Genomic DNA, 26663 nt, shown 5'->3' on the forward strand with positions numbered 1-26663 from the left:
AAGAGAAATAACTTTGTCTAAAGATTGACTTAAGGAGGTGTGTCAGCTTGAAAAAAATGGAAAGCTCGGTTGTTTTTGTATTCTTAATTGCGATTATTGTTGGTGTGGGGCTTGAAATGTTATTCCAGTGGGAGTTGCTTATTCTGTTTGCACTTGGAATATTTTTCATCTTTACATCTAGAAAAGCTAGCGCAACAAAAAAAAGCGCTAGAAACTCATTATTTATTGGGATTGTATTTATCATTATTGCTGTCCTTTTAACAACCACCTTTAAAATTGGGCTAGTAGTTGCGGGGATTTATGCAATTATCCATTATGTAAGTCGAAAGCGGGCCCCCCAATTATTGATGTTAAAAGTTAGAGAACCGGACAGTAAGATGGACCGAACGGACAAATTTATTCGTAATCAGTGGTTTGGTAACCAACGAATCCTTGATTTAGTCTATGAATGGGACGATATTAACATTCAGACGGGGATTGGAGATACGATTCTTGATTTAGGTAATACCGTTCTACCGACTGGTGAAAGTGTCATTATGATTCGTAGTGTCTCAGGGAAAATTCGGTTACTTGTGCCATTCGATATAGGTATTTGTATTGAGCACTCAGCCATTTTCGGAAATATTCAATATGATAAAGAAAGTACCTCTATTCAAAATAATAGTATTAAAGTATACTCGGATAATTATGAAAGTTCCGCTCGTAAAGTAAAAATAATGACTTCTGTAATCTTTGGAGATTTAGAGGTGATTCGCCTATGAGTTTCTCTAGAGTAATGATGGTAGTTTGCTCAGGATTACTACTCATAGCATCTATTATTGGAACGGTAGGCTACTACTTTTTAAGTGAGGGTTCTTGGTATAAAATTTTAATTGAACAGAAGATTTTTTATATCCCTTTTGTTATCTTCGTTCCAATAACCGCGATTTCAGTAGGTTTAATCATTGGCGGTTTGTTAGGCTATTTTATCAAGCAAAAGTTTGAGTCGATTGATTTTTCTATCCGCTTACTTGGACAAGGTGACTTAGAAAAAAAGATTACGAGCGAAGAAGACGAAAACTTCATCGAGGTGCAGCAAGTATATAAGCAGATTGACCGTTTACGTGATAAAATGAAAGCACAAACAATTTTAACGCAAAAACTAGCAAGCGAACGCGCTGAATCCTCAGGCCAAACGAAAGAAGCTATTTTGTCAGAAGAACGACACCGGATTGCGCGCGAATTACACGATTCTGTCAGTCAACAATTGTTTGCAGCAATGATGCTTTTATCCGCATTAAATGAACAAAGTGAAAAAAGTGCAACTAAAGCAATGCAAAAACAATTAAAAATGGTTGAATCCATCGTGAATGAATCACAATCGGAAATGCGTGCTTTACTCCTTCACTTGCGTCCAACACAACTTGAGGGGAAATCACTTAAAACTGGAATTGAACAATTATTGAAAGAATTAACAACTAAATTACCAATCGAAGTAAATTGGCAAATTGAAGATATTAGTTTGCAAAAGGGCATTGAAGACCACTTGTTTCGCATCGTTCAAGAGTTATTATCCAATACACTACGCCACTCTAAAGCAAAACTACTTGAAGTTCGCTTAGTAACAATGGATAACTTAGCCGTTATGAAAGTCGTGGATGACGGTGTCGGTTTCGATATGGATAACGTGCGTCAAGGCTCTTATGGTTTACAAAATATGCGTGAAAGAGTTGCCGAATTTGGTGGCACTATCAAAATAATTAGTTTCCCTGGTAGAGGAACTAGTGTAGAAATAAAAATCCCACTTGTTGCGAAAAAGGACGTGGAAAGCGAATGATAAAAGTATTACTAGTAGATGATCACGAAATGGTACGTATAGGTGTCTCAGCTTATCTTTCTGTACAAGATGACATGGAAGTAGTTGGTGAAGCGGAAAATGGACGACAAGGTGCGGACATGGCTTTAGAATTACGCCCAGATATAATCTTAATGGATTTAGTGATGGATGAAATGGATGGCATTGAAGCTACCAAAGAAATTATGCAAAAATGGAAAGAAGCTAAAATTATTATCGTCACAAGTTTTATTGATGATGAAAAAGTGTATCCAGCACTTGAAGCGGGTGCAAGTAGTTATATGTTAAAAACATCCACTGCAAGTGAAATTGCCGATGCAATTCGTGCTACATATGGCGGAGACTCTGTACTTGAACCAGAAGTAACAGGCAAAATGATGCAACGGTTAACCGCTAAACCAGAAAAAAACTTACACGATGATTTAACGAATCGTGAAAATGAAATTCTACTACTAATTGCGGAAGGAAAATCTAATCAAGAAATCGCGGATGAACTTTTCATTACGCTTAAAACAGTGAAAACACACGTAAGTAACATTTTATCTAAGTTAGATGTACAAGATCGTACGCAAGCTGCAATCTACGCGTTTAAACATGACTTAGTCGAGAAAAAGTAACAAGGAGGTAGCTTTACATGAAAGAAGGATTTGCAGTCATCGGGCTTGGAAGATTTGGCGGAAGTATTTGTCGTTCATTAGTAGAGCAAGGGATGGAAGTACTTGCGATTGACTCCGATGAAGAAAGAGTCAATGAATATATGTCGATAGCAACACATGCAGTTATCGCTAATTCAACAGATGAAAATGCGCTGCGTCAATTAGGAATTCGTAATTTTGAGCATGTGATTGTCGCTATTGGGGAAGATATTCAGTCAAGTATTTTGACCACGCTTATTTTAAAAGAAATGGGAGTAAAATATGTTACTGCAAAAGCAACCAATGATAAGCATGCCAAACTATTAGACAAAATTGGTGCTGACCGAGTAGTTCATCCGGAACGAGATATGGGACGACGTATTGCCCACTATATCGTTTCTAAAAATATGCTAGATTATCTAGAGCTTTCTGATGAATATAGTTTAGTTGAGATTTCCGTGTCTGATCCACGCTTCCTTGGAAAAAGTCTTGTTGATTTAGATTTCCGTAATTCTTTCGGTGTTAATATCGTTGGCATCAAAAAAGATAAACAAATGATTATTACGCCTGAAGCAAATGATGTTCTTCATGAAGGCGATATTTTAATTGTCATCGGTTCTGATGATGATATCGAGCGATTACAAGAAAAAATTCAATAATAAATAAACCTCAGTAATATAGAGTGATGTTTGGGTAAATCCTTTATGTTTCTAAGGTTTTTTATTGTGCATGTTGCTCATACTTGCTATCTAGAGGTTTCTTTTCTATTATAATTACATAACTCAAATTGGTAAATGGGAAGAGGGGAAATAATGAAAAAATTTTTGCTCGACAAAATTGGGGCACGTGGACTCATCCAAATGTTACAAGTCTTTATATTTGCCAGCATTTGTGTGGTAGTTCATACTGTTATTTTTCCTGATTTAGCAGGAGTGTTACCTATCGTTGTTTTGGTAGGTGTCCTCTCAATGCAACCTACATATGCAATAACTCGAAAAGCACTTCCCCAAATTGCATTAGCTTTTACTTTTGCGTGCATTTTTGTCATAATTAGTACTTTTTTATTCCCAATTAATGTTTATATGTATTATCTTGTCATCATTGTAGTTTTGCTTGCAGTAAATTTTATGATGCCACAAAAGTATATGGTGATGACACTAGCAATTGGGACAGCCCTCTATTTCCTCGGAACTGAGGATTTACCAATGCCTTTATATAGGATGATTATTGTTGCTTTGGTAGATGTGTTTGTCTTTTTCATCCTTGTTCGGTTGGTTGTGAAGTATGTGCACTTACCACTTGAAAAAACGATTCAAACAATTATGAGGCAATTAATGGGTCTATTCGAAAAAGAAATAGAAAGTGTGTTTAAAGATAACGGTAGATTTATCACAAAACCACTTTATAGTATCTTTGTTCAATCGCAAATGTTTATTAAAGAATATAGTACTAGTAAAAAAGCAAATCCACGCCATGTGGAGTTATATCAAAACTTATTGCCCAATTATTTAGCGCTTTTTTTTCATATTCAAACAATTGAAGACATTGGGAGAGCAGGTTTATCAGCAGAAGCGAAACAGGCTCTTAAGCAAATTAACATACCAGTTTCGCATGAGATTGATGAAAAAATCGTGGATCCAATTGTCTCTTTCCATGTCAAAAAAATTGTGGAAAACTTTCAAACAATCCAGCACGGGATGGCAGAATTATCGCAAGGAGGGAGCGAGAAATGAAAAAGATTTCTTTAAGAGAACGATTTGCTCTTGATCCTCGCGTGGCTAAAAGTCTTATTAGTATAACGATTGCGATTTTATTGTTTCCGATTATGGGTGACTGGATTGTTTATCCAACTTATGTATTTAATGCTATTTATATTACTGCGCAGATGACTAGAGGAGCTACTTATAAATCCAGCATCGAAAGGATTATAGGAACAATTATTGGTGGATTACTTGCAGCAGTTGTTTACTTATTAGTGCCAAATTATCACTATATTATGATTCCTGTTGGCGCGGCTCTTGCCGTTATGTTGAGCTACCTTTTCACCAAAAAATTTACGATGGTAATAGTTGTTATTACAGTAATGGTACTTGTTGGAAAAGGAAACGGAGAGCCTATTGTTTTTCTAAGAGATCGGTTACTTGATACAATGATTGGCTTAGTCATTGGTTTTCTTGTTTATGCGCTATATCCTCGGAAAAAAACGAAAAAAATGAATCAGGTTTTTACTGCGCGTGAGAAAAATATTTTAGCCCAAGTAAAGGCAGTGGATGTTAATTCAGAAAGTGCTAAACAGCTGGCTCCTAAAATAAAATCTTTGTGGAAGCAGTTGATTGATTTAAGGAATATGCGAGAACAAATCATTACAGATAGTAGTTTTGTTCCAAATACTTCTTTTGATGATCCTATGTTTCAATTTACGAGTTTATTTGAAAAGGCGATTAACAACATTGAGATTCTTTACCATGTAACTTTAGATAAAGCAAAAGAAACTGATTACGAAATGGTTTATGCTTATCATCAAAAAGCGTGTGCGAACGTAATTAAGGAAATGGAAGCATTAGTGGAGGAGCATAGCTAAAAAGGATGCCGAGAGCTTAAAATGACTCTCGGCATCCTTTTTAGCTTGTAATGTCTAAACTCTTTTTAAACATTGTAATAACTTTTTGTAGTGCTTCTTCATTTGGCACGAAATAATAGAGGTCAAATCCATACGATTCGCTATAAATCATTTCTCCTTCACCTTCAAGTTCTTCGGAATCGACATCCTTTAGAACGGAAGCGTAATTCGTTGCCATAGCTGTAATATCCGTTAAGGTCATATTGGTTTGAAAATTATCACCAACTGCCTTCATAATACTTTCAAAGTTAGAAACACCAGATGTGCTCACAACTTTATTGGCAATTCCGATGATAACGTCACGCTGCCTATCTTGACGACCAAAATCCCCACGAGGATCTTCATGTCGAATACGTACATATTGCAAAGCTTCTGTGCCATTTAAAGTGATATTTCCTTTAACAAATTTACTATTTACAGAAGTTAAATCAATGTCATTATAAACGGTAATACCGCCAACAGCATCAACAAGATCTTTAAAACCTTCCATATTAATAGAGATAAAATAATCAACTGGAACGCCTGGCATTAGTTTTTCAACGGCGTCTACCGTTCCTGATGGACCACCGTTAGAATAAGAGGCATTGATTTTTCCAATATCTCCATTTCCGTAATCTATCTTTGTATCACGAGGGATACTCACCATTTTCACATTATTATCTTGCTTATTTGCAGTAGCAAGGATGATAGTATCTGCACGACCGTGTTCTTCACCAGCACGAGCGTCAGAGCCCATTAATAAGACAGAAAAAGGTTTTTTCTTTTCTAAATCTGTTGCTGTTTTATTGCTTGTTTCCAGTGGAACATTAATTTTTGAAAATGTTTTTTGAACGGAAATATAATATTTCGTAGCGAGCCCAGTAATCGAGAAAAAAATGATACCTAGTAGTGTAATACTAGCAATTTTCATAAACTTAGCAAAAGGGGATGTTTTTTTGTGATGCTTTTCTGTGCGAGAGTTTGCCATAAAATTTCCTCGTCTTTCTATTTTGTTTTTTTTAACATACCATCGTTTTTATGAGAAATCAACAAAAAACGATAAATGAATGTGAAACCCATTTATCGCTTTGAAACTATACTTCCATAATAATTGGTAGTATCATTGGACGACGTTTTGTTTTTTCATATAAGAAAGGTTGTAATGTATCCGTAATTTCATTTTTGATTTCAGACCACTGAGTAGTCTTTTGTTCCATTACTTTATTTAAGTGACGAGTTAGGAGACCTTGAGCTTCTCCAATTAAGTTGCCTGATTCGCGCATATAAATGAAGCCACGGGAAATGATATCAGGGCCAGCCATGACACGTGAATTTTTCATATCAATAGAGACAACAACGATAACAAGACCTTCTTCAGAAAGAATACGACGATCACGAAGGACGATATTACCGATATCACCAATGCCACTACCGTCAATATAGACACTTGATGCATGGATTTTACCAGCTACATGGGCTGTTTCACTTGTTAAAGCAAGAACATCACCATTTGCCATAATAAAGCTATTATCTTCTGGTACGCCGCACTCTTCCGCTGATTGCGCATGGATTTTTTGCATTCTAAACTCACCATGAATCGGCATAAAGAATTTAGGTTTCATTAGACGTAGCATTAGTTTTTGTTCTTGTTGGCCACCATGACCAGAAGTATGGATGTTGTTTACTTTACCATGGATAACTTCTGCTCCAGCTTGATAAAGTAAATTAATAGTCCGATTGACACTGGTTGTATTACCAGGAATAGGGGAAGACGAGAAGACTACCGTATCACCTGGTTGAATTTGAATTTGACGATGTGTGCCATTAGCAATTCTAGAAAGGGCTGCCATTGGTTCACCTTGGCTTCCGGTACAAAGAATTGTCACATTGCCAGCTGGAGTTTTGTTTAATTGATGCACGTCAATAAACGTATCTTTTGGTGCTTGAATATAACCTAATTGTTTACCAATTTCCATGGCAGATTCCATACTACGACCGAAAACAGCAATTTTGCGACCAGTTTCGATAGAAGATTCTACTACTTGTTGTAAGCGGTAGATGTTTGAGGCAAAAGTTGCGAAGATAATCCGTCCTTCTACATCACGGAAAATATTTTTAATGCTTTCACCAACAACACGTTCGCTCATCGTAAAATTAGGAACTTCCGCATTGGTACTATCGGATAATAGACAAAGAACACCTTCTTTACCTATTTCAGCCATTTTTGTTAAATTAGCTGGTTCGCCAACTGGGGTGAAGTCAAATTTGAAATCCCCTGTATGAACAATATTCCCAGATGGTGTTTTTACGACGATACCATATGTGTCAGGGATACTATGTGTAGTACGGAAGAAAGAAATACTTGTTTTTCTAAATTTAAAAACATCATCTTCTTCATATTCATAAATTTTCGTTTGACGAAGCAAGCCATGTTCGTCTAATTTATTCCGGATAAGTGCACTTGCGAGTTTTCCGGCATAAATCGGAATGTTTAGTTCGCGAAGTAAGTAAGGGACCCCGCCAATATGATCTTCATGACCATGGGTGATAAAAAGTCCTTTAATCTTATCTTTATTTTTTACAAGATAACTGTAGTCAGGAATGACATAATCAATACCAAGAAGTTCGTCTTCTGGGAATTTGATTCCTGCATCAATTAGAATAATTTCGTCTTGAAATTGTACGCCATATGTGTTTTTGCCGATCTCACCTAGTCCACCAAGGGCGAAAACAGCTGTCTCATTATTTTTTACGAATTTCATAAGAGCTTATTTTTCCCAGAGCGCGAAGTCTGGGTTTTCCTTTTCATATGCTAAATGTGCGTCACTGATTTTTTCAACAAATTCAATGTGGAAAGGTTCTTCTTTTAAAAGTTGGCGTACTTTTACTTCGCTTTCCGCTTCTACATATAGAGAATGTGTTTTTTCGCGTACGGGTGTTTCTGTAAGTGTTTCTTGATAAAATACTTTAAAAATCATTTTTTTCTCTCCTTAAAATTAAAGTTTAGTGTTTAAAAATAGGTTTCATGCAAGCTGAATACCTAATATTTATTTAATAGTGATTAGCCTGCTCGTTAGTTGTGGACATATTAGCAGGCGGATATGGGTGCACAAGATACTAACAATTTGGCATAAAAAAGACAAAGAAAAATTACCACAGACCACTTGAATGAGTTAGCTGTGCATATATGTCGATTTTCTTATCCGTTATAATTGCATACCTTTATTTTGGGAATTTGAAACAAATTTCCGAGTAAAAGATGTAATTATAATCTTTTTTTAAACGTTCCATTGTCGTTCTATAAATGTTCATCCGATCTATATCCTTCATTCTAATATACCATAAATCCTAATAATTGCTACTAGAAAGTATAATTAATTTTGTTTATTTAGGAAGATTATGATTTTCTAGTGTTTTTCTGCTATAATTTGGTCATATATACTTTTAAAATGGATAAGGATTGAGGCGTTTAATCGATGAGTAAAATTGTATTTTTTGATGTAGATGGGACACTTGTGGGTGAAACAAAAGAAATTCCAGCTTCTGCTAAACAAGCCATCGCCGAGCTAAAAGAAAAGGGTATTTATGTAGCCATTGCAACCGGTCGCGGTCCGTTTATGTTAGATGAAATCAGAAAAGAGTTAGGAATTGATTCGTATATTTGTTACAACGGTCAATATGTTATTTTTGAAGGAAAAGAAATTCTCGCTAAACCATTACCAACAGAATCACTAGAACGGCTTATTAGTGTTGCTACTGAACATGAACATCCAATTGTTTTTTCTGGTAAAGAATCAATGCGAGCTAATTTACCTGATCATGACCGAGTGACAAGAGGGATGGATTCAATTAAACGAGGTTATCCAAAAGTGGATGCTAATTATTATAAAGGACGAGATATTTTTCAATGCTTACTTTTCTGTGAAGAGTCTTTTGATGCCTATTATCGAAAAGAATTTAAACAATATGGATTTCTTCGCTGGCATGAGGTCTCTGTGGATGTTTGTCCTGCAGATGGTTCAAAAGCAGAGGGAATCAAACAAATGATAAAACAACTGGGCTTTTCGATGGAAGATACGTATGCTTTTGGTGATGGGTTAAATGATATTAAGATGCTAGAGGCTGTTGGTACTGGAGTGGCAATGGGGAATGGTCGTGATGAAGTAAAGGCAGTGGCAGATTATGTCACCAGTCATGTGGATGACGACGGTGTTTATAACGCATTAAAACATTTAAAACTAATTTAATCAAAGTGAAAAAAGGCCTGTGCTCGAAAATAGAGCGCAGGCCTCTTAATGTTTAATTTTGGAATGGAATACAACTAGTGCGTTCAATTAAGCTAGTGTTTACTTGAATTTGTCTTGTTTCAAACTTTGCGTCAGCTTTAATTTGCTTAGATAAAAGCGCAAGTGTTTGTTCAGCGATGTCGCGTTTTTTCACATGTACGGTTGTAAGTTCAGGTGTAATTACTTTGCTTTCATTAATATTATCAAAGCCTAAAACAGAAATTTGTTCAGGGACTTTAATGGATTGACTTTGAAGCATTTTAATCATACTAATAGCCATATAATCATTTTCACAAAAAATGGCAGAAGGTAATTCAGGCAATTGCGCAAGGGCTTCTTTGACTGAAGGGTCTTCTTGAATTTGCATTGCTGGTAAATGGAAAATATGTTGTTCGGAAACCGTAATTTCTGCTTCTTTTAAACGAGCAAAAAATCCATTTTTTCGTTCTTCAAAATTCTTAATTCGTGGTAGTCCCATTACATAGCCGATTTTTTTATGGGATAGTTGTAAAAGATAGTCAGCTGCTGTATAACCGCCAAGAAAATTATTAATAGAGACAAAATTTGCAGGAATATGAGGGTGATGTGTATCAAGGATGACTATTTTAGGATATACCTGTTGCACTCGACTAATTTCTTCTGCGCCTAAGTTGGTACCGAGTAAAATTAAGCCTGCTGATGTTTGTTCTTTTTCGGCTTCGGCAAGTTCATCTAATATGGTTGTTGCATCAAAGGTAGAGATAATTAAATCATAAGGATAGCTAGTGATTTCAGCGGATAAGTAACTAAGTAATTCACTGAAAAACGGTAATGTCTGATATTGATCTGTAATTAAATCAGGGCTTTTGCAGGCAATAAAACGAATGACGGATTTCTTCTGTCTTTTTTTATTTGTGTTGCGTAGAGGGATGTAATTATTTTCCTCTACAATTTTTAGAATATGTAAACGGGTTTCTTCACTTACGCCGTTTTTTCCGTTCAGCGCAAGGGAAACGGCCGATTTCGAAACATTTGCAAGTCGTGCTATATCTTCAAGCTTCATTTTCATTTCCCCTTGTTTACTAAATTTACTTTATTTAGTATATCATGTTTAGTAAATTAAAACAAAAAAACAGCCGAATAAGTGGGTTTAACCGCTTTGTTTAGTTAAATAACATAAAATAAACTAAAACAAAACATAAATTAATCTAAATATTTATTGACTTAGTTTAGGGGTGGGGCTATAATGAAACGGAAGAAAGCGATTACTAATTGCTTTTTCTAAGAACTAAAATATTTACTAAACTAAAATAAAGGTGGTTAGAAGATGGAGGCGATTAAGATTGGTTTTGCTCCAACGAGACGTAACATATTTAGTGCACCAGATGCAGTTAAATATGCTAACCTCACACGAGAAAAACTAAACGAACTAAACATTGAATTTGTAGATATAGCTGAATTTAATGAAGATGGTTTGCTGTATGATGACGCGGATGTTTCAAAAATTGCTGAAAAATTTAAAGCTGCAGGTATTCGAGGCTTATTTTTGCCACATACTAATTTTGGAACGGAATATGTTTGTGCAAGGCTTGCAAAAGAGTTAAATGTACCTGTTCTTTTATGGGGACCTCGTGATGAACGTCCAGATGAAAAAGGTATTCGACTACGTGATACACAATGCGGGTTATTCGCAACTGGAAAAATTTTGCGTAGATTTCAAGTACCTTTTACATACATGACGAATTGCCGATTATCTGATCCCGAATTTGAACGAGGTATTCGAGATTTTATTGCAGTTTGTAATACTGTAAAAACCTTTCAAAACATGCGAATTTTACAAATTGGTCCTCGCCCGTTTGATTTTTGGACAACGATGTGTAATGAAGGTGAGTTGTTAGAAAAATTCAATATTCAACTTGCGCCAATTCCGTTACCAGAATTAATCAAAGAAATTCGGAATGTATCGAAGGAACAAATTGATGAGGTAGACGGCACTGTCGAATACTGTGAGGGATGCGCCATCGTTAAAATTAAGGATGTTGATTTGCGGATGGTTGCGGCACTTAAAGTTGCCATGAAAAATTTAGCTACAAAATACGGTTGCAGTGCGATTGCGATTCAATGTTGGACAGCGCTTCAGGATGAAATTAGTATTATGCCTTGTGCAGCAAATGCCATGTTGATTGATGAAGGAATTCCTGTTGTTTGTGAAACAGATATTCATGGAGCAATTTCTTGTTTATTAATTGAAGCAGCAAATGTAGGTAAGAATAAAAGCTTTTTTGCCGATTGGACTGTTCGTCATCCAGATAACGAAAATGGGGAATTACTCCAACACTGTGGTTTATTTCCGTTTTCCGTTGCGAAAGAAAAACCAGCAATTGGCTATCCGCTAGCATTTGACTCACCAGGAGCAGTAGAAGCAGAAGCAAAAGGTGGGGAACTGACTTTATGCCGTTTTGATGGTGACAACGGTGAATACTCCTTGTTACTAGGTAAAGCTAAAGGTATTGATGGGCCTTACACAAAAGGAACATATCTTTGGATTGAGGTAGACAATTTGAAACGATTAGAGGAAAAAATTGTTTCAGGACCATATATTCATCATGTTAGTGGCATCCATGCAGATGTGGTCTCAATTCTGTACGAGGCATGCAAATATATTGGCGTAAAGCCAGACCTCTATGACCCGATTGAAGAAGATGTAAAAGCTTATTTACGGGGTGAATAGAGAAAGGAGTAAAAAATGAGTGAATTAAAGATGAAATCGTTTGAAATTAGAAAAGATGTTATAAAAATGATTTACGATGCAAAAACAGGACATACTGGTTCAGATTTATCATGCGCGGATATTCTTGTGGCACTATACTATGGCGGGATGAATATTAATCCGGATAATCCTGATGCATTAGACCGTGATCGCTACGTCCAAAGTAAAGGCCATGCTGTCGAAGTTCTTTGGGCGGTTTTGGCAGATAAAGGATTTTTTGCAAAAGAAGAATTGGGTACTTTCTCCGCATTTGGCTCTCGTTTTATCGGACATCCAAATAATAAAGTTGCAGGAATTGAAATGAACACAGGTTCGCTTGGGCATGGATTATCGGTTTCTGTGGGTATCGCATTAGCCGCTAAAATGGATGGGAAAAGTTATCACACCTATACACTAATGGGAGACGGAGAACTTGCGGAAGGGTCCGTTTGGGAAGGCGCGATGGCTGCGGCAAATTACAAGTTAGATAATTTAACAGCCATTATTGATCGAAACTCCTTACAAATTTCTGGTCGCACGGAGGATGTCATGAGCGTGGAACCTTTGGCAGATAAGTGGCGCGCATTTGGTTGGGATGTTATCGAAGTAGATGGAAACAATCCGGATAAACTACAAGCACTTTTTAAAACAGTGAATAAAACTGGAAAACCTCGTCTAATTATTGCGAAAACAATTAAAGGTTATGGCATTAAAATGGCTGAAAATGTTGCTAAATGGCATCACTATGTACCAAGCCGTGAGGAATACGAAATAGCAATGAAAGATTTAGAGGAAAGAATGGAGGCGTGTCGTCATGAATAAAATCGCGAACCGCCAAGTAATGTGTGAGGTTTTAATGAAAGAAGCAGCTCGTAACGATAGCAATTTAGTTGTATTAACAAGTGATTCAAGAGGATCTGCTTCGCTAGGAGCTTTCGCAGAAAAATTTCCAGAACGATTAATTGAAACGGGTATTGCCGAACAAAATATTGTTGGAATTGCAGCAGGATTAGCACACAGTGGCAAACGAGCTTTTGTTGCTTCACCTGCGTGTTTCCTGAGTATGCGTAGTATTGAACAGGTGAAAGTAGATGTGGCTTATTCAGACACGAATGTAAAATTGATTGGCATCAGTGGTGGTGTCAGTTATGGTGCACTTGGTATGAGCCATCATTCGCTTCAAGATATTGCAGTTACTAGAGCGATTCCTAATTTAGAAGTCATTCTACCTGCAGATCGCCTAGAAACAGAGGCTGTTTTTGACTATTTGCTTCAATCAAATCGACCGGCATATGTTCGTCTTGGAAGAAATGCGGTAGAAGATTGTTACATCGAAAAACCAGTATTTCAAATTGGGAAAGCTGGGACCCTTAGAGAAGGGGACGATGTGTCAATTTTAGCAACTGGCGAAATGGTACGCGTCGCACTTGATGCAAGCGAAGAATTAAAGTTAAAAGGAATTAGTGCACGCGTATTGAATTTTTCAACAATCAAACCGTTTGATAAAGGAGTAGTAGAAGCGGCATTAGCTGAAACAAAACTACTTATTAGTATGGAAGAACATAGTATTTATGGGGGGTTAGGTGCAGCAGTGAGCGAAGTGGTAAGCAGTTTTTCAACAAGTATTCGTCATTTGATTTTAGGAATTCCGGATGAACCTGCAATTGCTGGAACAAGCCAAGAAATTTTCGCTTATTATGGTTTATCTGCTACTGGAGTTGCTGATATTATCATGAAAAACCTACCAATTATTGGAGACGAAAAAAGATGAAGAAACATTATCAAATCGCCATTGATCAAAGCACATCCGGCACAAAAGTATTATTGTTTAAAGCAGGGGAACTTGTGGACCGTTTGGATAAAAAGCATCAACAACTTTATCCACACAAAGGTTGGGTGGAGCATAATCCCATTGAAATTTGTCAAAATGTCCGTACATTAATTGCGGACATCTTGGCAAAACATAATATAGTCGCAGCAGAAATTGAACGACTAGCTTTGACGAATCAACGTGAAACAATTGTGGCTTGGGATAAACAAACTGGAAAACCGCTATATAATGCGATTGTATGGCAATGTAATCGAACAAAAAAAATTTGCGAAACATTAAAAGAAGCTGGCTGCGAAAAACGAATTAAACAAATTACCGGACTGAAAATTGATTCTTATTTTTCTGCTCCTAAAATGAAGTGGTTGTTGGAAAATATTTCAGCAGTGAGGGATGCAGCGGGTCGTAATCAATTAGCGTTTGGCACAATGGATGCTTGGGTGTTATTTTCGCTTACAGATGATAGTAACTATTTCACAGATCGAACGAATGCTAGTCGTACACTCCTTTATGATATTCGGAAAAATGATTGGTCAGATGAGCTACTCGAACTTTTCGGAGTCGCGCGTGATCATTTACCAGAAGTGAAGCAGTCTGTTGGGGATTTTGGAAGCTATCTGGGGATACCAATTCGTAGTGTAATGGCTGATTCAGAAGCGGCACTTTATGGACAAGGTTGTTATACATTTGGGGGAGTAAAGGCGACGCTTGGGACGGGATGTTCTGTTATGATGCAAATTGGTGAGAGGCGACTACCTGAAAATGAAGCTATTTTGACGACTCTTGCCTGGGATAATGCAGGTGTCAATCAGTTTGCATTAGAAGGAATCATTCGTTCTTGTGGAGACACATTAGTTTTTTTATCCGAGCAATTAGAACTCTTTAAGGATTATCATACAGCTTGTAAGCAAGCATTTCAATTACCGTCCAATGAGGGCGTTGTACTAATTCCTGGTCAATTAGGATTAGGTGCGCCTTATTGGAATCTAGATATACAAGCAGAAATTATCGGACTCACGCGAGAACATACAAAATGGCATATTATTCGTGCTGGTTATACAAGTATTGCATTTCAAATTAAGGCTGTTATCGACCAAATGGAGTTAATGACAGGTCAAAATATTAAGCGCTTACAAGTGGACGGTGGATTAACAAAGCAACCTGAGTTGATGCAATATTTAGCAAATGTTTTAAATGCAGAAGTGGCAGTCAGTCCTGTAGAAGAACTTTCAGCAATGGGTGTAATAAAAATTGCTGAAATTAAATCACGAGAAAAGAGAAAGCTAGCAAAGTTGTATCATCCAGATATCACTCATAAAAATGCCTTAGACGATTTTCGAAATTGGGAAAAACAAGTGAAAAACAGTATTCTAAAATTACAGAAGGTGAGGAATTTTAAATGAATAATTCGGATCTTGCGAAAGAGGTTGTAAAGCTTGTTGGTGGAAAAGAGAATATTTTGAGTGTGATTCATTGTGTCACACGGCTACGATTTAAGTTACGTGATGAAAAACTAGCAGATACAGAAAAAATCAAAGCGTTACAAGGTGTTATGACGGTTGTGAAAAGTGGCGGGCAATACCAAGTGGTTATCGGTGATCATGTCAGTTATGTTTATGATGAGGTCATTCAAGTTTTAGGGATTAAACCAGATGATGTACCACAAGATGATTCTGAACAAGAACACAAAAGTATTTTTAATAAGTTTGTTGAATTGATTTCAGGAATTTTTATGCCAGTACTGGGTCTAATGGCAGCTTCAGGTATTCTGAAAGGTTTCCTAACAGCCGCAGTCACAACGGGATTAATTGATACCTCTGCTGGTATTTACGAAGTTCTTTACGCGGCAAGTGATGCGCTCTTTTACTTTATGCCAATTATACTTGGCTTTTCAGCTGGGAAAGTATTTAAAGCGAATCAATACCTTTCTGCTGCAGTCGGTGCATCGCTTGTTTACCCAACACTTGTTGAAATGTATAGCAATGGAGCACATTTAACATTTCTACATATTCCAGTTATTTTAATGAACTATACAATGTCTGTTATTCCTGTTATTTTAGCTATTTACTTTATGAGTAAACTGGAAAAAGTATTAGTAAAATTTATTCCGAAAAGTTTACAATTGATTTTTGTCCCTCTATTGCTACTTTTAATTGTGGTCCCTGTATCTCTAATTATCATCGGGCCTGTTTCAACATATGCTAGCCAACTACTTGCAAAAGGAGCATTGGCACTTTATTCGCTTAGTCCGATGATCGCAGGGTTCTTCCTGGCTGGTATTTGGCAAGTGGCTGTTATGTTTGGACTACACTGGGCATTTATACCGATTTTCATTAATAATATTTCTGTTTTAGGATACGATCCAATTAATGCAATGCTTTATTGTACTGTATTTGCGCAAACTGGTGCGGTTATGGCAGTGATGCTTAAAACCCGAAACCAAGAATTGCGTTCACTTTCTGTAACCGCAACTATTTCTGGATTTTTAGGAATCACGGAACCAGCAATTTATGGGGTAAACTTGCCGTATAAAAAACCATTTATTATGGCTTGTGTTGGATCGGCCTTTGGTGGTGCAATTGCAGGTATGAGTGCTGCGAAAATGTTTGGTGGCTTCGCGTCTGGTGGGATTTTCGGTATTCCGATGTTCATTAATCCAGATGGAATAGGCTGGGATTTCTGGGGATTTTTAATTTCGCTAGTGGTAGCTTTCAGCATCGCATTGATTTTAACTTATTTCTTTGGATTTAAAGATAAAGTGGTAGAGGAGGTAGTAATCCAAACAGGAAAAGTAGCGACATTGGACGAAACTATTTATAGCCCGCTTCAAGGTGAATTAATGGCGTTAAATGATGTAAAAGATGAAGTGTTCTCAGGTGGTATAATGGGAGCGGGAGTAGCAATTCTTCCTACGAGTGGCGAAATTTGTGCTCCATTTGATGGAACAGTACTTAGTGTTTTTAAGACCAAGCATGCAATAGGTTTGATTTCTAAACAGGGAGTCGAGTTGTTAATTCATGTTGGACTTGATACAGTTAATCTAAACGGTCATTTTTTTGATATTAAAGTGAGCGAATCAGAAGAAGTAAAAAAAGGCGATTTGTTAGGAACATTTGATTTGAATGAAATAAAAAAAGCTGGCTACGATGCTACCACACCAGTCATTGTAACGAATAGTGCCGCACTGGCCGATGTTATTACATTAAACCTTGGGAAAAATGTAGATAATAACCAAAAGATTTTAGAAGCAAAGGCTTAGTATAGAAAGGGTGAAAAAAATGTTAACACAAAGTGCTGATAAGCGTCGAATAGAGAAAAATGGTGAACCTTTTTTCTACCTCGCAGATACAGTTTGGAGTGCATTTACGAATATTGATTTAACCGATTGGGCCTACTACTTAAAAGTCCGAAAAGAGCAAGGTTTTAATGTGCTGCAAATCAATATTTTGCCACAATGGGATCGAAGCGTACTAGAAAGTATTCAAGAGCCATTTGGTATAAGTGAAGGCTTTTTCGATTTACAGTCTAAAAATGAAGCTTACTTTAAACATGCAGAAAAAATGTTAGAAATGGCAGTAAATCAAGGTTTTACTCCAGCGCTCGTTTTGCTATGGTGTAATTATATTCCGGAGACGTGGGGGGCGAAATTTGGTACCAGTCCGCTGTTTCGAAAAGAAGACATTAAATCTTATACGGAAATGATGTTGGGACATTTTGATCAATTCAACCCCATTTATATCATTAGTGGGGACACGGATTTCCCAACGGAAACTGTAGCAGATTATTATTTAGAAGCTTTAGAAACTGTTTCTAAAAAAGCACCGCAAGCACTGAAAGTTTTGCATATTTGCGGTCGTTTAAAAGAAATCCCTGAAAAACTACAAACACATCCAGCTCTCGATTTGTATTTTTATCAATCTGGACATAATTCTGAGCATCAAGCAATGACCTATACATTGGCAGAACATTTTAGCCAGTTAGAGCCAATGAAGCCAGTTATCAATTCAGAACCGTGCTACGAATTAATGGGATATAGTCGACAAAAATACGGTCGTTTTAACCGAGAAGATGTGCGGAAAGCTGCTTGGCAAAGTGTTTTATCTGGTGCTATAGCTGGTATTACTTATGGGGCGCACGGCATTTGGAGTTGGCATGAAGAAGGGAGTACATTTGGATCAGCGCTCGGTGAAGGATTTGTTTCTCCATTTAACTGGCGACAAGCACTTCATTTTGATGGTGCAACAGATTATGCATTTCTAAAATCCTTTATTTTAGCTAATGATTTAACAACACTTAAACCAATAAATTTAGTCTTAAATCGAACTTCAGAAATTCGAGCAGCAGAGACCGAAAAATTAGTTATTGTTTATGTGCCATCAAATGTCCCTATTTATCTGAAAGGGCAATTTACTTCTGTAGATGATTATGCTATTGATTTGGAGCAAGGTAAGAAGATTGGTCTTACAAAAGTACTTCATGAAGCAAAAACAGAAATTCAGATGACACCTTTTTTAAAAGATAGTTTATATATACTTCATCAATAAATCCTAATTTCTTTCTAGAAAAAAATTTTATTTTGCCAGCTAATAATTAAAGCGAGGTAACTATTTAAGTGTTGCCTCGCCTTTTGCTGTGTCTAAACTACTGGTTTCTTTATTCGTTAAATCTTTTTTTATAAATTTCAACTGTGCAACAATGATAATACTAATAATAACCAGTAAATACCAACTCGTGATTTTCGAAGCATGTACTGGATGCCAAGTGACGAGCTGGTCTGGATAAGCCCAAGCACCGTAGAAACTTGCGATATTTTCTGCTAGATAAATAAAAAAAGCGATACATAAAAAAGAGAACGATAATGGCATTTTTAGCTGTGTAGAACTAACTTTAAAGTGGACATAGGTTTTTCGGAAAAGTACTAGAACTAAAACTATTAAAATCCAACGAAAATCCATGATAAAATGATGCGTAAAAAAATTACCATAAATTGCCACACATAATGCGGTAATAAGCCAAATATTCGGCCAGTTAGTCATCTGTAAATCGAATCGTTTCCACGCCTGACAAATGTAGCTCGCAATACTGGAATACATAAAACCACTATAAAGCGGGACTCCCAATATTTTCGTGAAACCTGGTTCTGGATAACTCCAAGATCCCATATGTACTTTATAAATTTCAAGAACAAGCCCAATCACATGAAAAATCATAATGACTTTAAGTTCATCCCAGGTTTCCAAGCCAAATTTAATTAACAGCAACTGAGCGATAATACAAATCAACAAAAGTAAATCATAACGAGTAATAAAAGGAATATCTAGCAATTTTGTTAGTGCGAGTGAAATAAAAATAATTCCTGGGAAAATACAACAAAGCGCTTGTTTCCAAGTAAAAGTCCAAAGTAAGTGGAAAAATGCCATTCAAAAACCTCTTCTCATTCTTTTCTTTAGTTTACCAAAAAAGTCTAAAGAAATGGACAAGAAAAGGTTAATTTAGTTCGTGTTGGTAATTCACATTTCGAAAGGGCTGCTCATTTTCAAAAAATAATGAGGCAGAATCAAGCTCTTTAAGTAGCGCGAATACTCGATGCTCCTTATTTTGAAGTAGTTTGGTTAGTGGAAGAATTGCATAAGGGATATTGGCAACTAAATAATGGTTTGCTTGTTTTGTTTTTGCGAAGCAGTTTGGATGTGCCGCGAGTTGTACTAATTCACGGCCGGTTAAATCAGGCATGTCAGTTGGAAGTACAAGGAAATTCGCTTGCTTGTATTGTTTGGCAGCAAGCATCGCCGCATAAATGCCACCAAGCGGTCCATAATCTAAGTAAGTAGGATCATCTGGAACTACTTGGATAGTTGCTGCATCTCGAAATAAAATGGTTAACTCTTTGTAATTTGCTTCGTTAGCAGAAATAAAAATTTGCACGCAATAAGGCACTAATTTGTTAACAGTCATTTCTATCCAAGTTTTTCCAGAAGCCTTATCTCGGAAAAAGGCTTTCGGCTCGCCAAAACGACTTGATTTTCCACCGGCAAGAATGATACCAACATTAACTTTTGCGTTTTTCAAGTCGTCCATCTCGCATCACCAAAATCTCCTCTGTCATCATTTCTGCTTCCGAGACATAATGTGTGACAAAAATAACCGGAATGTGAAAATCTTTTGCCATTTGTCCAACTAGTTTCATACAAATCAGTCGTGTTTCTTCATCCAAGCCATTAAACGGTTCATCAAGTAAAAGTAATTTTGGTTCGATAATCATTGCTCGAGCCATAGCAACACGCTGTTTTTCGCCACCAGAAAGTTTTTGAACAGAAGAATAAAGTAAATGCGATATTTGCAAATAATCACTCATTTTCCTTACTTGTTGCTGAATTTCCAGTTGTTCTTTTTTCTTCTTTTTTCGAATCTTTAGCCCAAAAGCAATATTTTCATAGACATTCATATTAGGGAATAGAGCGAGATTTTGGAATAAATAACCTACTTTTCGCTCTGTAGCAGGGAGATGCAGTGAGATAGTAGAATCATCCCAAGGTGTTCCGTCGAAGTCAATCGTACCACCATCAATTGTTTTAAGACCACTCACGCATTGGAATAAAGTAGATTTCCCAGAACCGCTAGCCCCCATCATTGCTGTAACAGGTTGGTCAAAGGTGTAGTCGATATTTAAGTCGTGAAAAGGAAGTTTTTTATGAAATTGTAATCGAAGCATGCTACATCCCCCTCATCAATTGGGTTTGGCGTACGGTAAGAATATGAATAACTAGTAGCGCAAAGACCCCAATAATTACATTAATTAATCCTAGGTAGATTGCCGTCCGCATATCACCTTGCTGCACCATGAAATAAATACTAGAAGCAATCGTATCGGTTTTTCCTTCAATATAACCAGCCACCATCAAACTTGCTCCAAATTCTCCCATCGCACGACAAAAGCTAAGTAAAACACCAGCTAAAATAGGTTGCCAGCAATTGGGTAAAATAATCTTCTGGAAAATTTGTTTTTTATTGGCCGACAGAGTTTCTGCTGCCCATACTAACTCATGATCAATCGATAGAAAAGCAGATTTTAGCCCTTGATACATAATAGGTAAAATAATAATCGTCGTTGCGACAATCGCTCCACTAAGTGAAAAAATAAAACTAAAATCAAATGTATTCCATAAAACCCCACCAACGAAATCATTTCGTCCTAAAATATTTAACAATACCAGACCAACCACAGTTGGCGGCAAGACAAGTGGTAGTAGAATCAGTATTTCCACGATTAATTGAAAGCGAGATTTTCGACCAGCAAAATAATAACTAAGTGGCAACATCGTAATAAATGCTATAAATGTTGAAATAGTGGCAACGAGTAAAGTATGCCAAACAGATGTAAACATAAAATTCCTCCCGGGTAACCTCTTATACTCCTATTATTATTGTTCTCTCTGGTATAAATTGTCAAACTTAAGTACAATAAATTTATACAAAAGGGGAGATGTAAGATGAAAAAAATAGGATTCATTATAACTTGCGGATTATTACTACTACTAACAGCATGTGGTAGCAATCAAAAAGAGATAAAAACAACCACCATACATATTTCCGCAGCAGCAAGTTTGAAAGATACTATAGATGAAGTGAAACCACTTTTTGAAAAAGAATATCCAAGCATCAAATTATCTTTTGACTTTGGTGGATCTGGACAAATTCGTGAACGTGTAGAAAGCGGAGCACCCATTGATGGCGTGCTTTTAGCTAGTAAAAAAGATACCGATACCTTGTTGGAGCAAGATTTGGCTGAGCAAGAGCGTGAATTCGCTAGTAACCAACTAGTGTTAATTAAGCCAAAGAACATGAAGGTAGCGACTAATCAAAACTTAGAGCAACTACTTAATCATGCCGATAAAATTGCTATTGGTGACCCAGAATCCGTCCCAGCTGGTGCCTATGCAAAACAAACACTAGAAAATCTACAACTTTATGATGCAGAAAAAGCGAAACTAGTGCTTGCGACAGATGTTCGACAAGTATTATCTTATGTAGAGGCTGGGAATGCGGATGCTGGTTTTGTATACCAAACAGACGCACTGCTAAGTAAAAAAGTTCAAGTATCAGCTAAAATAGATGCCAAATTGCATGATCCAATTGCTTATTACAGCGCTCAAGTTAGTAATTCAGAACAGAAAAAAGCAACAATAACTTTCTTAGACTTTATGAATAAACAAGAAGCGCAGAAAATTCTCGGAAAATATGGATTCCAATCAGCTAATTAATGAGAAGTCGCTTTGCTTTTTAAAATGAGAAAACTCCTGTATATTGGTACTAAAGAAAACGCATACATAGTTTTGGATAGAAGGGAAGTGCGCCCAGATGATTGAAAAAAGAAGCACCATCAAAATGGAACAAGCAAGAGAAATTTTATGCAACCAGATTACACCCCTTCCAGTGGTGAAGGTAGGGATTGGAAGTGCGTTACATCAAGTTTTGCAAGAACCGATTTTTGCCCCCTTTCCAGCTCCTTATTTTCGGCGTTCGGGATATGACGGATATGCTATTACAGAAATTGATGATGAAAATTATCCTATCACCTTACGAGTGGTTGCGGAAGTTCCTTGCGGGGCAACATATGATAAACCACTTGCACCAGGTGAAACTGTCCGAATAATGACAGGGGCAAAGGTACCAACAGGCGCGAGCAAAATTATCATGCTTGAACAATCAAAAGAAACGACCAATAAAAATGAAATTACACTATTAAATACACAACCAACTAGTAATATTACAGAAATTGGTGCAGAATTTGCGAAAGGGGATTTACTTTTAGACCGTGGTCATACGCTAAATGCTGGTTCGATAAGCTTACTTGCTTCTTTTGGGATTAATGAGGTGCAAGTTATCAGGAAACCGAAAGTAGCTATTTTATCAACTGGCAGTGAGTTGGTGACTGCTGGAAATGCACTTCCAGATGGGAAAATATACAATAGCAATCAGCCATTGCTTGAAAATCTTTTACAACTGTTCCATGCTGAAATTTGTGCTACAGAACAGTTGCCAGATAATTATCTTGATACCAAAAGACGATTGCTTGAACTGACAGAAATTGCTGATTTGATAATTACGACAGGTGGAGTTTCGGTAGGAGATTTTGATTTCATGGCAGATATCGCCAAACAAGAAGCGGAATTACTGTTCAATAAAATTCAAATGCGTCCAGGTAGTCCAACGACTGGGATGTGGTTAAATGATACATTAATTGTTGCGCTTTCTGGAAACCCAGGCGCTTGTTTTACGGGATTTTATTTATTAGTGGAGCCTGTACTTGCTACTTTAATGGGGAAAGAACTGACTGCAACAAAACACGTCCAAGCAAAAATGGCGACGGATTATCCGAAAAATAATGGTTTTGACCGGTTTTTGCGAGGGACTTACCAGCTTTCAGAGAATGGCGAGTATTTAGTAAAACCAGTAGGAAGCGATATGTCGAGTGCACTTGGAAATTTACATTTGACAACTTGTTTGCTTAAAATCCCACGCGGGAAAGTTGGGAAATTTACCGGAGAAGAGGTAGAAACATGGCTACTATCCTCCAAATAATTGGCTTTAAAAATAGTGGGAAAACGACTTTGCTTAATGCGTTAATTAAAGCCAGCCGTAAAGAAAATTATACAGTTTCTGCTATAAAACATGATGCGCATGATTTTTCTATAGATCACGCAGGAACAGATTCTTTTTCCTTTCAAGAAAGTGGTGCAGAAGCGGTGGTTATCGCTAATTCTCGCCGATATGCTGTGATGGAACAGGCAGGAATAGACTTAAAAACGGCCATTCAAAAATTGCCTAAATCGGATATCATTTTGATAGAAGGATACAAACAAGGCCCTTTCCCCAAAATTGTACTTGTCCGTGAAAAAGGAGAAATCGAACAATTAAAAGATAGCAAAGCCGTACATAAAATTGCGACTCGTCATTTGGAATTACAGGAAGAAGCCATTTTTATTGGTGAGGAAACCAAGTTAACTCAATTTGCGGAAATGATTATCAAGGAGTTTTTACAATGAAATATATCGCGCTTCAGCAAGAAAAAATCGAAATTCAAGCACTTTCTGAAAAGCTTATCAATAAAGAGCATGGTGGCATCAATATTTTTATTGGGACAATCCGCGAATGGACGGGGAATATTCAAACCGAAGAAATTCGTTATACTGCCTATGAAGAAATGGCGCTCAAAGAATTAACCAAACTAGCTGATGAAGTGAAAGCAGAATGGACGGCCGATGTTGTGATTGTCCACCGACTAGGGTTACTCCAGCTAACAGATATTGCCGTTTTTATTGGTGTTTCCACGCCCCATCGCGCAGCTTGTTACGAGGCATCTCGATATATTATTGAGCGATTAAAAGAACGAGTACCTATTTGGAAAGAAGAAAAAGATATAGATAAAACGAGGTGGGGTGGTGCCAGTGCTAACAACCATTAAATTTTTCGCTTTTTTAGCAGAGAAAACAAATAAAACGGAAGTAAAGTTAAACTTGCAGCAATGTCGAACGGTTGGTGAAGTGCGGGAACTGATTAGCAGCGAATTTCCAGAGATTGCTATAGACCTGTCTACTTGCATGCTAGCTGTTAATATGGAATTTCAACAAGATCAGGATGTTTTACCTGAGAAAATAGAGGAAATAGCCGTTATTCCGCCAGTTAGTGGTGGGTGAGAAAGGAGGCGGAAAATGGGAAACGATGATTTAACTCATTTTAACGAAGAAAAACGAGCGAAAATGATAGATGTAACTGCAAAATCAGAAACAAAACGCCGGGCTATTGCTAGCACTACAATCCATATGAACGAAGAAACTTTAGCAAGAATTCATGCAGGTAAGATAGAAAAAGGGGACGTCCTAGCAGTTGCTCAAGTAGCAGGAATTATGGCTGCTAAAAAAACGAGCGAACTAATCCCGATGTGTCACCCGATTATGACAACAAAAGCAGATATTTCTTTTCAAGATGATGCTAAAAACAAACTAACGATTATTTCGGAAGTGGTCACTGTTGGTAAAACTGGTGTGGAAATGGAAGCTCTTACCGCCGTCACAGTTGCTGCGCTAACGATTTATGACATGTGTAAAGCGATGGATAGAGGAATGCGTATAGAGCAAACTTATTTAGTAGAGAAAACTGGCGGTAAAAGTGGGATATTTAAAGCAGAAATGTAACTATTTTGTAGGATAGGAGTTTTGGTTTATGCAATTATTAACGGATAAATTTGGGCGAGTACATGATTATATTCGCATTTCAGTAACAGATCGGTGCAATTTAAGGTGTGTCTATTGTATGCCCGAAGAAGGCCTGACATTTTTGCCCCATGAAAAAGTGCTATCCAAAGATGAAATTGTTGGTTTCATGGAAATAATGGTGAAATTTGGTATAAAAAAGGTGCGTATCACTGGTGGAGAGCCATTACTTAGAACGGATATTGTCGAAATTGTTCGTGGCTTAGGGGCGATTCCGGAAATCGAGGATATTTCGATTACGACTAATGCAATGTATTTAGCGAAAAAAGCAGAGGCACTCAAAGAAGCTGGTCTTACCCGAGTGAATATCAGCTTGGATTCCCTTCATGCAGATCGTTTCCAAGCAATCACGCGCGGGGGACGTTTACAAAAAGTATTAGATGGCATTCAAAAAGCTGAAGAGGCTGGCTTATTTCCAATTAAATTAAATGTTGTGTTAATTAAAGGTCAAAATGATGATGAAATAACCAATTTCCTTCAATTTACTAAAGATAAAGATATTAATATTCGCTTTATTGAATATATGCCAATTGGACATGCGGGAACAAGTTGGAAAGAAAAATATCTTTCGCTGGATACAATTTTTGAAGCATGTAAAGAAGCTGGGTTTGTGTACGAACCAGTTGATACGATTCGCGGCAACGGTCCTTCTGAAAATTTTCGAATAGAAGGAGCCAAAGGAACATTTGGAGTTATTCATCCAGTTAGTGCCCGTTTTTGCGATAGTTGCAATCGACTTAGACTAACTGCAGATGGCTATATTAAAGCTTGTTTATACTGGGATGAAGAAATGAATATTCGCCCTTTCATTAATGAACCAGTCAAATTAATGCAACTTGTCCAAAAAGCAATTGATAACAAGCCGGAAAACCATGAAATGGCGCTTAAATTGCAAGATGAAGTACAATCCAATAAACCAACTTGGCGTCGAATGAGCCAAATTGGTGGTTAAACAAAAAATCCGACTCGCACAAGTCGGATTTTTATTTTTGCCGTTCTGCTATTAAATGAGGAAGTTCAGGGATAATTAGTCTTTCCATAGCTAGGCGACATGCGTTGGTTGAGCCCGGCAAAGCGAATACTAACAAGCCGCTTTGCGAAAACCCAGCAAATGCACGTGATACCATCGCTCGACTACCGATTTCTTCATAACTAAGCATCCGAAACAATTCACCAAATCCGGGAATTTCTTGTCGGATTATCGAGAATAACGATTCATAAGTTACATCGCGCTTAGCAATCCCTGTTCCTCCATTTGTGATTAAACAAAAGGGTTCACTGGCAGCTAGTTTTTTCACTTTTTGTAAGATTAAATCGGGATTGTCAGGAACAACCACGCGGGATAATACTTGATGACCAGCTGCTTCTAATTGTGTTTGAATTAACCGTCCACTCGTATCAGTCTCTATATCTCTCGTATCACTAATCGTCAAAATACTACAAGTAGTAGAAATAAATGTTTTTTGTTCCATCATGTGCT

General features: G+C 37.1%; 29 protein-coding genes. 20 read left to right on the forward strand and 9 right to left on the reverse strand.

Going from position 1 to position 26663, the window contains the following annotated elements; all coding sequences use genetic code 11:
- The first annotated feature begins 47 nt into the window (after window positions 1-47).
- The 6 genes from liaF to JL53_RS05870 all read left to right on the forward strand — a co-directional run bounded on the left by liaF (window position 48) and on the right by JL53_RS05870 (window position 5050).
- A complete protein-coding gene (gene liaF, locus JL53_RS05845; RefSeq protein ID WP_003719242.1) occupies window positions 48-761 on the forward strand; it encodes a cell wall-active antibiotics response protein LiaF in 714 nt (237 codons plus the stop codon).
- Complete coding sequence (locus JL53_RS05850) at window positions 758-1816, forward strand: sensor histidine kinase (protein WP_038407043.1); 1059 nt, start codon at window positions 758-760, stop codon at window positions 1814-1816. The genes liaF and JL53_RS05850 overlap by 4 nt, the downstream gene beginning before the upstream one ends.
- Complete coding sequence (locus tag JL53_RS05855) at window positions 1813-2451, forward strand: response regulator (protein ID WP_038407044.1); 639 nt, start codon at window positions 1813-1815, stop codon at window positions 2449-2451. Before JL53_RS05850 ends, JL53_RS05855 begins: the two co-directional genes overlap by 4 nt.
- A gap of 17 nt (window positions 2452-2468) precedes the next feature.
- Window positions 2469-3128, forward strand: a complete 660-nt coding sequence (locus JL53_RS05860) for a potassium channel family protein (protein ID WP_003719245.1) — start codon at window positions 2469-2471, stop codon at window positions 3126-3128.
- Between the two features lie 153 nt (window positions 3129-3281).
- Entirely contained in the window at window positions 3282-4202 is a 921-nt protein-coding gene (locus tag JL53_RS05865) for a hypothetical protein (protein ID WP_003719246.1), read from the forward strand.
- On the forward strand, window positions 4199-5050 hold the full coding sequence (locus tag JL53_RS05870) for an FUSC family protein (RefSeq protein WP_003719247.1): 852 nt from the start codon (window positions 4199-4201) through the stop codon (window positions 5048-5050). Before JL53_RS05865 ends, JL53_RS05870 begins: the two co-directional genes overlap by 4 nt.
- Before the next feature lie 40 nt (window positions 5051-5090).
- On the opposite strand, the gene JL53_RS05875 is transcribed toward JL53_RS05870, so the two are convergent.
- The 3 genes from JL53_RS05875 to JL53_RS05885 form a co-directional block, all read right to left on the reverse strand.
- Window positions 5091-6056, reverse strand: a complete 966-nt coding sequence (locus tag JL53_RS05875) for an LCP family glycopolymer transferase (RefSeq protein WP_003719248.1) — start codon at window positions 6054-6056, stop codon at window positions 5091-5093.
- A 106-nt stretch (window positions 6057-6162) separates the two neighbouring features.
- Window positions 6163-7830 (reverse strand): ribonuclease J1, encoded by a 1668-nt coding sequence (rnjA, locus tag JL53_RS05880; RefSeq protein WP_003719249.1) that lies wholly within the window; start codon window positions 7828-7830, stop codon window positions 6163-6165.
- A 6-nt stretch (window positions 7831-7836) separates the two neighbouring features.
- Complete coding sequence (locus JL53_RS05885; RefSeq protein ID WP_038407045.1) at window positions 7837-8046, reverse strand: DNA-directed RNA polymerase subunit epsilon; 210 nt, start codon at window positions 8044-8046, stop codon at window positions 7837-7839.
- Window positions 8047-8544: 498 nt separating this feature from the next.
- Here JL53_RS05885 and JL53_RS05890 point away from each other — a divergent pair, with 498 nt between their 5' ends.
- Window positions 8545-9315 (forward strand): Cof-type HAD-IIB family hydrolase, encoded by a 771-nt coding sequence (locus tag JL53_RS05890; RefSeq protein WP_038407046.1) that lies wholly within the window; start codon window positions 8545-8547, stop codon window positions 9313-9315.
- Between the two features lie 52 nt (window positions 9316-9367).
- Here JL53_RS05890 and JL53_RS05895 read toward each other — a convergent pair whose 3' ends face one another.
- The gene (locus tag JL53_RS05895; protein WP_038407047.1) at window positions 9368-10396 is read right to left on the reverse strand and encodes a LacI family DNA-binding transcriptional regulator; all 1029 of its coding nucleotides are present in this window, start codon (window positions 10394-10396) and stop codon (window positions 9368-9370) included.
- A 264-nt stretch (window positions 10397-10660) separates the two neighbouring features.
- Between JL53_RS05895 and JL53_RS05900 the strand changes: the two genes are divergently transcribed.
- Genes JL53_RS05900 through JL53_RS05925 form a run of 6 tightly spaced genes read left to right on the forward strand, consistent with a single transcriptional unit; the run spans window position 10661 to window position 18454 of the window.
- On the forward strand, window positions 10661-12064 hold the full coding sequence (locus tag JL53_RS05900; RefSeq protein ID WP_038407048.1) for an L-fucose/L-arabinose isomerase family protein: 1404 nt from the start codon (window positions 10661-10663) through the stop codon (window positions 12062-12064).
- A 15-nt stretch (window positions 12065-12079) separates the two neighbouring features.
- A complete protein-coding gene (locus JL53_RS05905) occupies window positions 12080-12904 on the forward strand; it encodes a transketolase (RefSeq protein ID WP_038407049.1) in 825 nt (274 codons plus the stop codon).
- Complete coding sequence (locus JL53_RS05910; protein ID WP_038407051.1) at window positions 12897-13853, forward strand: transketolase family protein; 957 nt, start codon at window positions 12897-12899, stop codon at window positions 13851-13853. The genes JL53_RS05905 and JL53_RS05910 overlap by 8 nt, the downstream gene beginning before the upstream one ends.
- Complete coding sequence (locus JL53_RS05915) at window positions 13850-15313, forward strand: FGGY-family carbohydrate kinase (RefSeq protein WP_038407053.1); 1464 nt, start codon at window positions 13850-13852, stop codon at window positions 15311-15313. The genes JL53_RS05910 and JL53_RS05915 overlap by 4 nt, the downstream gene beginning before the upstream one ends.
- Window positions 15310-17169: a PTS beta-glucoside transporter subunit IIBCA gene (locus tag JL53_RS05920; RefSeq protein WP_038407054.1), complete on the forward strand. Its 1860-nt coding sequence runs from the start codon at window positions 15310-15312 to the stop codon at window positions 17167-17169. The genes JL53_RS05915 and JL53_RS05920 overlap by 4 nt, the downstream gene beginning before the upstream one ends.
- Window positions 17170-17188: 19 nt before the next feature.
- The gene (locus JL53_RS05925) at window positions 17189-18454 is read left to right on the forward strand and encodes a glycoside hydrolase family 140 protein (RefSeq protein ID WP_038407055.1); all 1266 of its coding nucleotides are present in this window, start codon (window positions 17189-17191) and stop codon (window positions 18452-18454) included.
- Between the two features lie 60 nt (window positions 18455-18514).
- Here JL53_RS05925 and JL53_RS05930 read toward each other — a convergent pair whose 3' ends face one another.
- The 4 genes from JL53_RS05930 to JL53_RS05945 form a co-directional block, all read right to left on the reverse strand.
- Window positions 18515-19330, reverse strand: a complete 816-nt coding sequence (locus JL53_RS05930; RefSeq protein ID WP_038407056.1) for a DUF817 domain-containing protein — start codon at window positions 19328-19330, stop codon at window positions 18515-18517.
- A 67-nt stretch (window positions 19331-19397) separates the two neighbouring features.
- Window positions 19398-19979, reverse strand: coding sequence for a molybdenum cofactor guanylyltransferase (locus JL53_RS05935; protein WP_038408179.1), 582 nt, complete (start codon window positions 19977-19979; stop codon window positions 19398-19400).
- Entirely contained in the window at window positions 19960-20622 is a 663-nt protein-coding gene (locus tag JL53_RS05940) for an ATP-binding cassette domain-containing protein (RefSeq protein WP_038407057.1), read from the reverse strand. The genes JL53_RS05935 and JL53_RS05940 overlap by 20 nt, the downstream gene beginning before the upstream one ends.
- A 1-nt stretch (window position 20623) precedes the next feature.
- The gene (locus tag JL53_RS05945) at window positions 20624-21295 is read right to left on the reverse strand and encodes a molybdate ABC transporter permease subunit (RefSeq protein WP_038407058.1); all 672 of its coding nucleotides are present in this window, start codon (window positions 21293-21295) and stop codon (window positions 20624-20626) included.
- Window positions 21296-21400: 105 nt separating this feature from the next.
- Between JL53_RS05945 and modA the strand changes: the two genes are divergently transcribed.
- The 7 genes from modA (at window position 21401) to moaA (ending at window position 26135) form a co-directional block, all read left to right on the forward strand.
- On the forward strand, window positions 21401-22171 hold the full coding sequence (gene modA / locus JL53_RS05950) for a molybdate ABC transporter substrate-binding protein (RefSeq protein WP_038407059.1): 771 nt from the start codon (window positions 21401-21403) through the stop codon (window positions 22169-22171).
- A gap of 97 nt (window positions 22172-22268) precedes the next feature.
- Window positions 22269-23492 (forward strand): molybdopterin molybdotransferase MoeA, encoded by a 1224-nt coding sequence (locus JL53_RS05955; protein WP_038407061.1) that lies wholly within the window; start codon window positions 22269-22271, stop codon window positions 23490-23492.
- Complete coding sequence (mobB, locus tag JL53_RS05960; protein ID WP_038407062.1) at window positions 23471-23956, forward strand: molybdopterin-guanine dinucleotide biosynthesis protein B; 486 nt, start codon at window positions 23471-23473, stop codon at window positions 23954-23956. The genes JL53_RS05955 and mobB overlap by 22 nt, the downstream gene beginning before the upstream one ends.
- The gene (locus tag JL53_RS05965; protein ID WP_003719267.1) at window positions 23953-24375 is read left to right on the forward strand and encodes a molybdenum cofactor biosynthesis protein MoaE; all 423 of its coding nucleotides are present in this window, start codon (window positions 23953-23955) and stop codon (window positions 24373-24375) included. Before mobB ends, JL53_RS05965 begins: the two co-directional genes overlap by 4 nt.
- The gene (gene moaD, locus JL53_RS05970) at window positions 24359-24607 is read left to right on the forward strand and encodes a molybdopterin converting factor subunit 1 (RefSeq protein ID WP_038407063.1); all 249 of its coding nucleotides are present in this window, start codon (window positions 24359-24361) and stop codon (window positions 24605-24607) included. Before JL53_RS05965 ends, moaD begins: the two co-directional genes overlap by 17 nt.
- A gap of 15 nt (window positions 24608-24622) precedes the next feature.
- On the forward strand, window positions 24623-25105 hold the full coding sequence (gene moaC, locus JL53_RS05975) for a cyclic pyranopterin monophosphate synthase MoaC (RefSeq protein WP_038407064.1): 483 nt from the start codon (window positions 24623-24625) through the stop codon (window positions 25103-25105).
- Window positions 25106-25133: 28 nt separating this feature from the next.
- Window positions 25134-26135 carry a GTP 3',8-cyclase MoaA gene (moaA, locus tag JL53_RS05980; RefSeq protein WP_038407065.1) on the forward strand — a complete coding sequence of 334 codons (1002 nt, stop codon included), beginning with the start codon at window positions 25134-25136 and terminating at the stop codon, window positions 26133-26135.
- A gap of 31 nt (window positions 26136-26166) precedes the next feature.
- Here moaA and JL53_RS05985 read toward each other — a convergent pair whose 3' ends face one another.
- Window positions 26167-26655 carry a MogA/MoaB family molybdenum cofactor biosynthesis protein gene (locus tag JL53_RS05985; RefSeq protein WP_038407066.1) on the reverse strand — a complete coding sequence of 163 codons (489 nt, stop codon included), beginning with the start codon at window positions 26653-26655 and terminating at the stop codon, window positions 26167-26169.
- Window positions 26656-26663 lie beyond the last annotated feature (8 nt).

Source organism: Listeria ivanovii subsp. londoniensis, assembly GCF_000763495.1.
GTDB classification, from domain to species: domain Bacteria; phylum Bacillota; class Bacilli; order Lactobacillales; family Listeriaceae; genus Listeria; species Listeria londoniensis.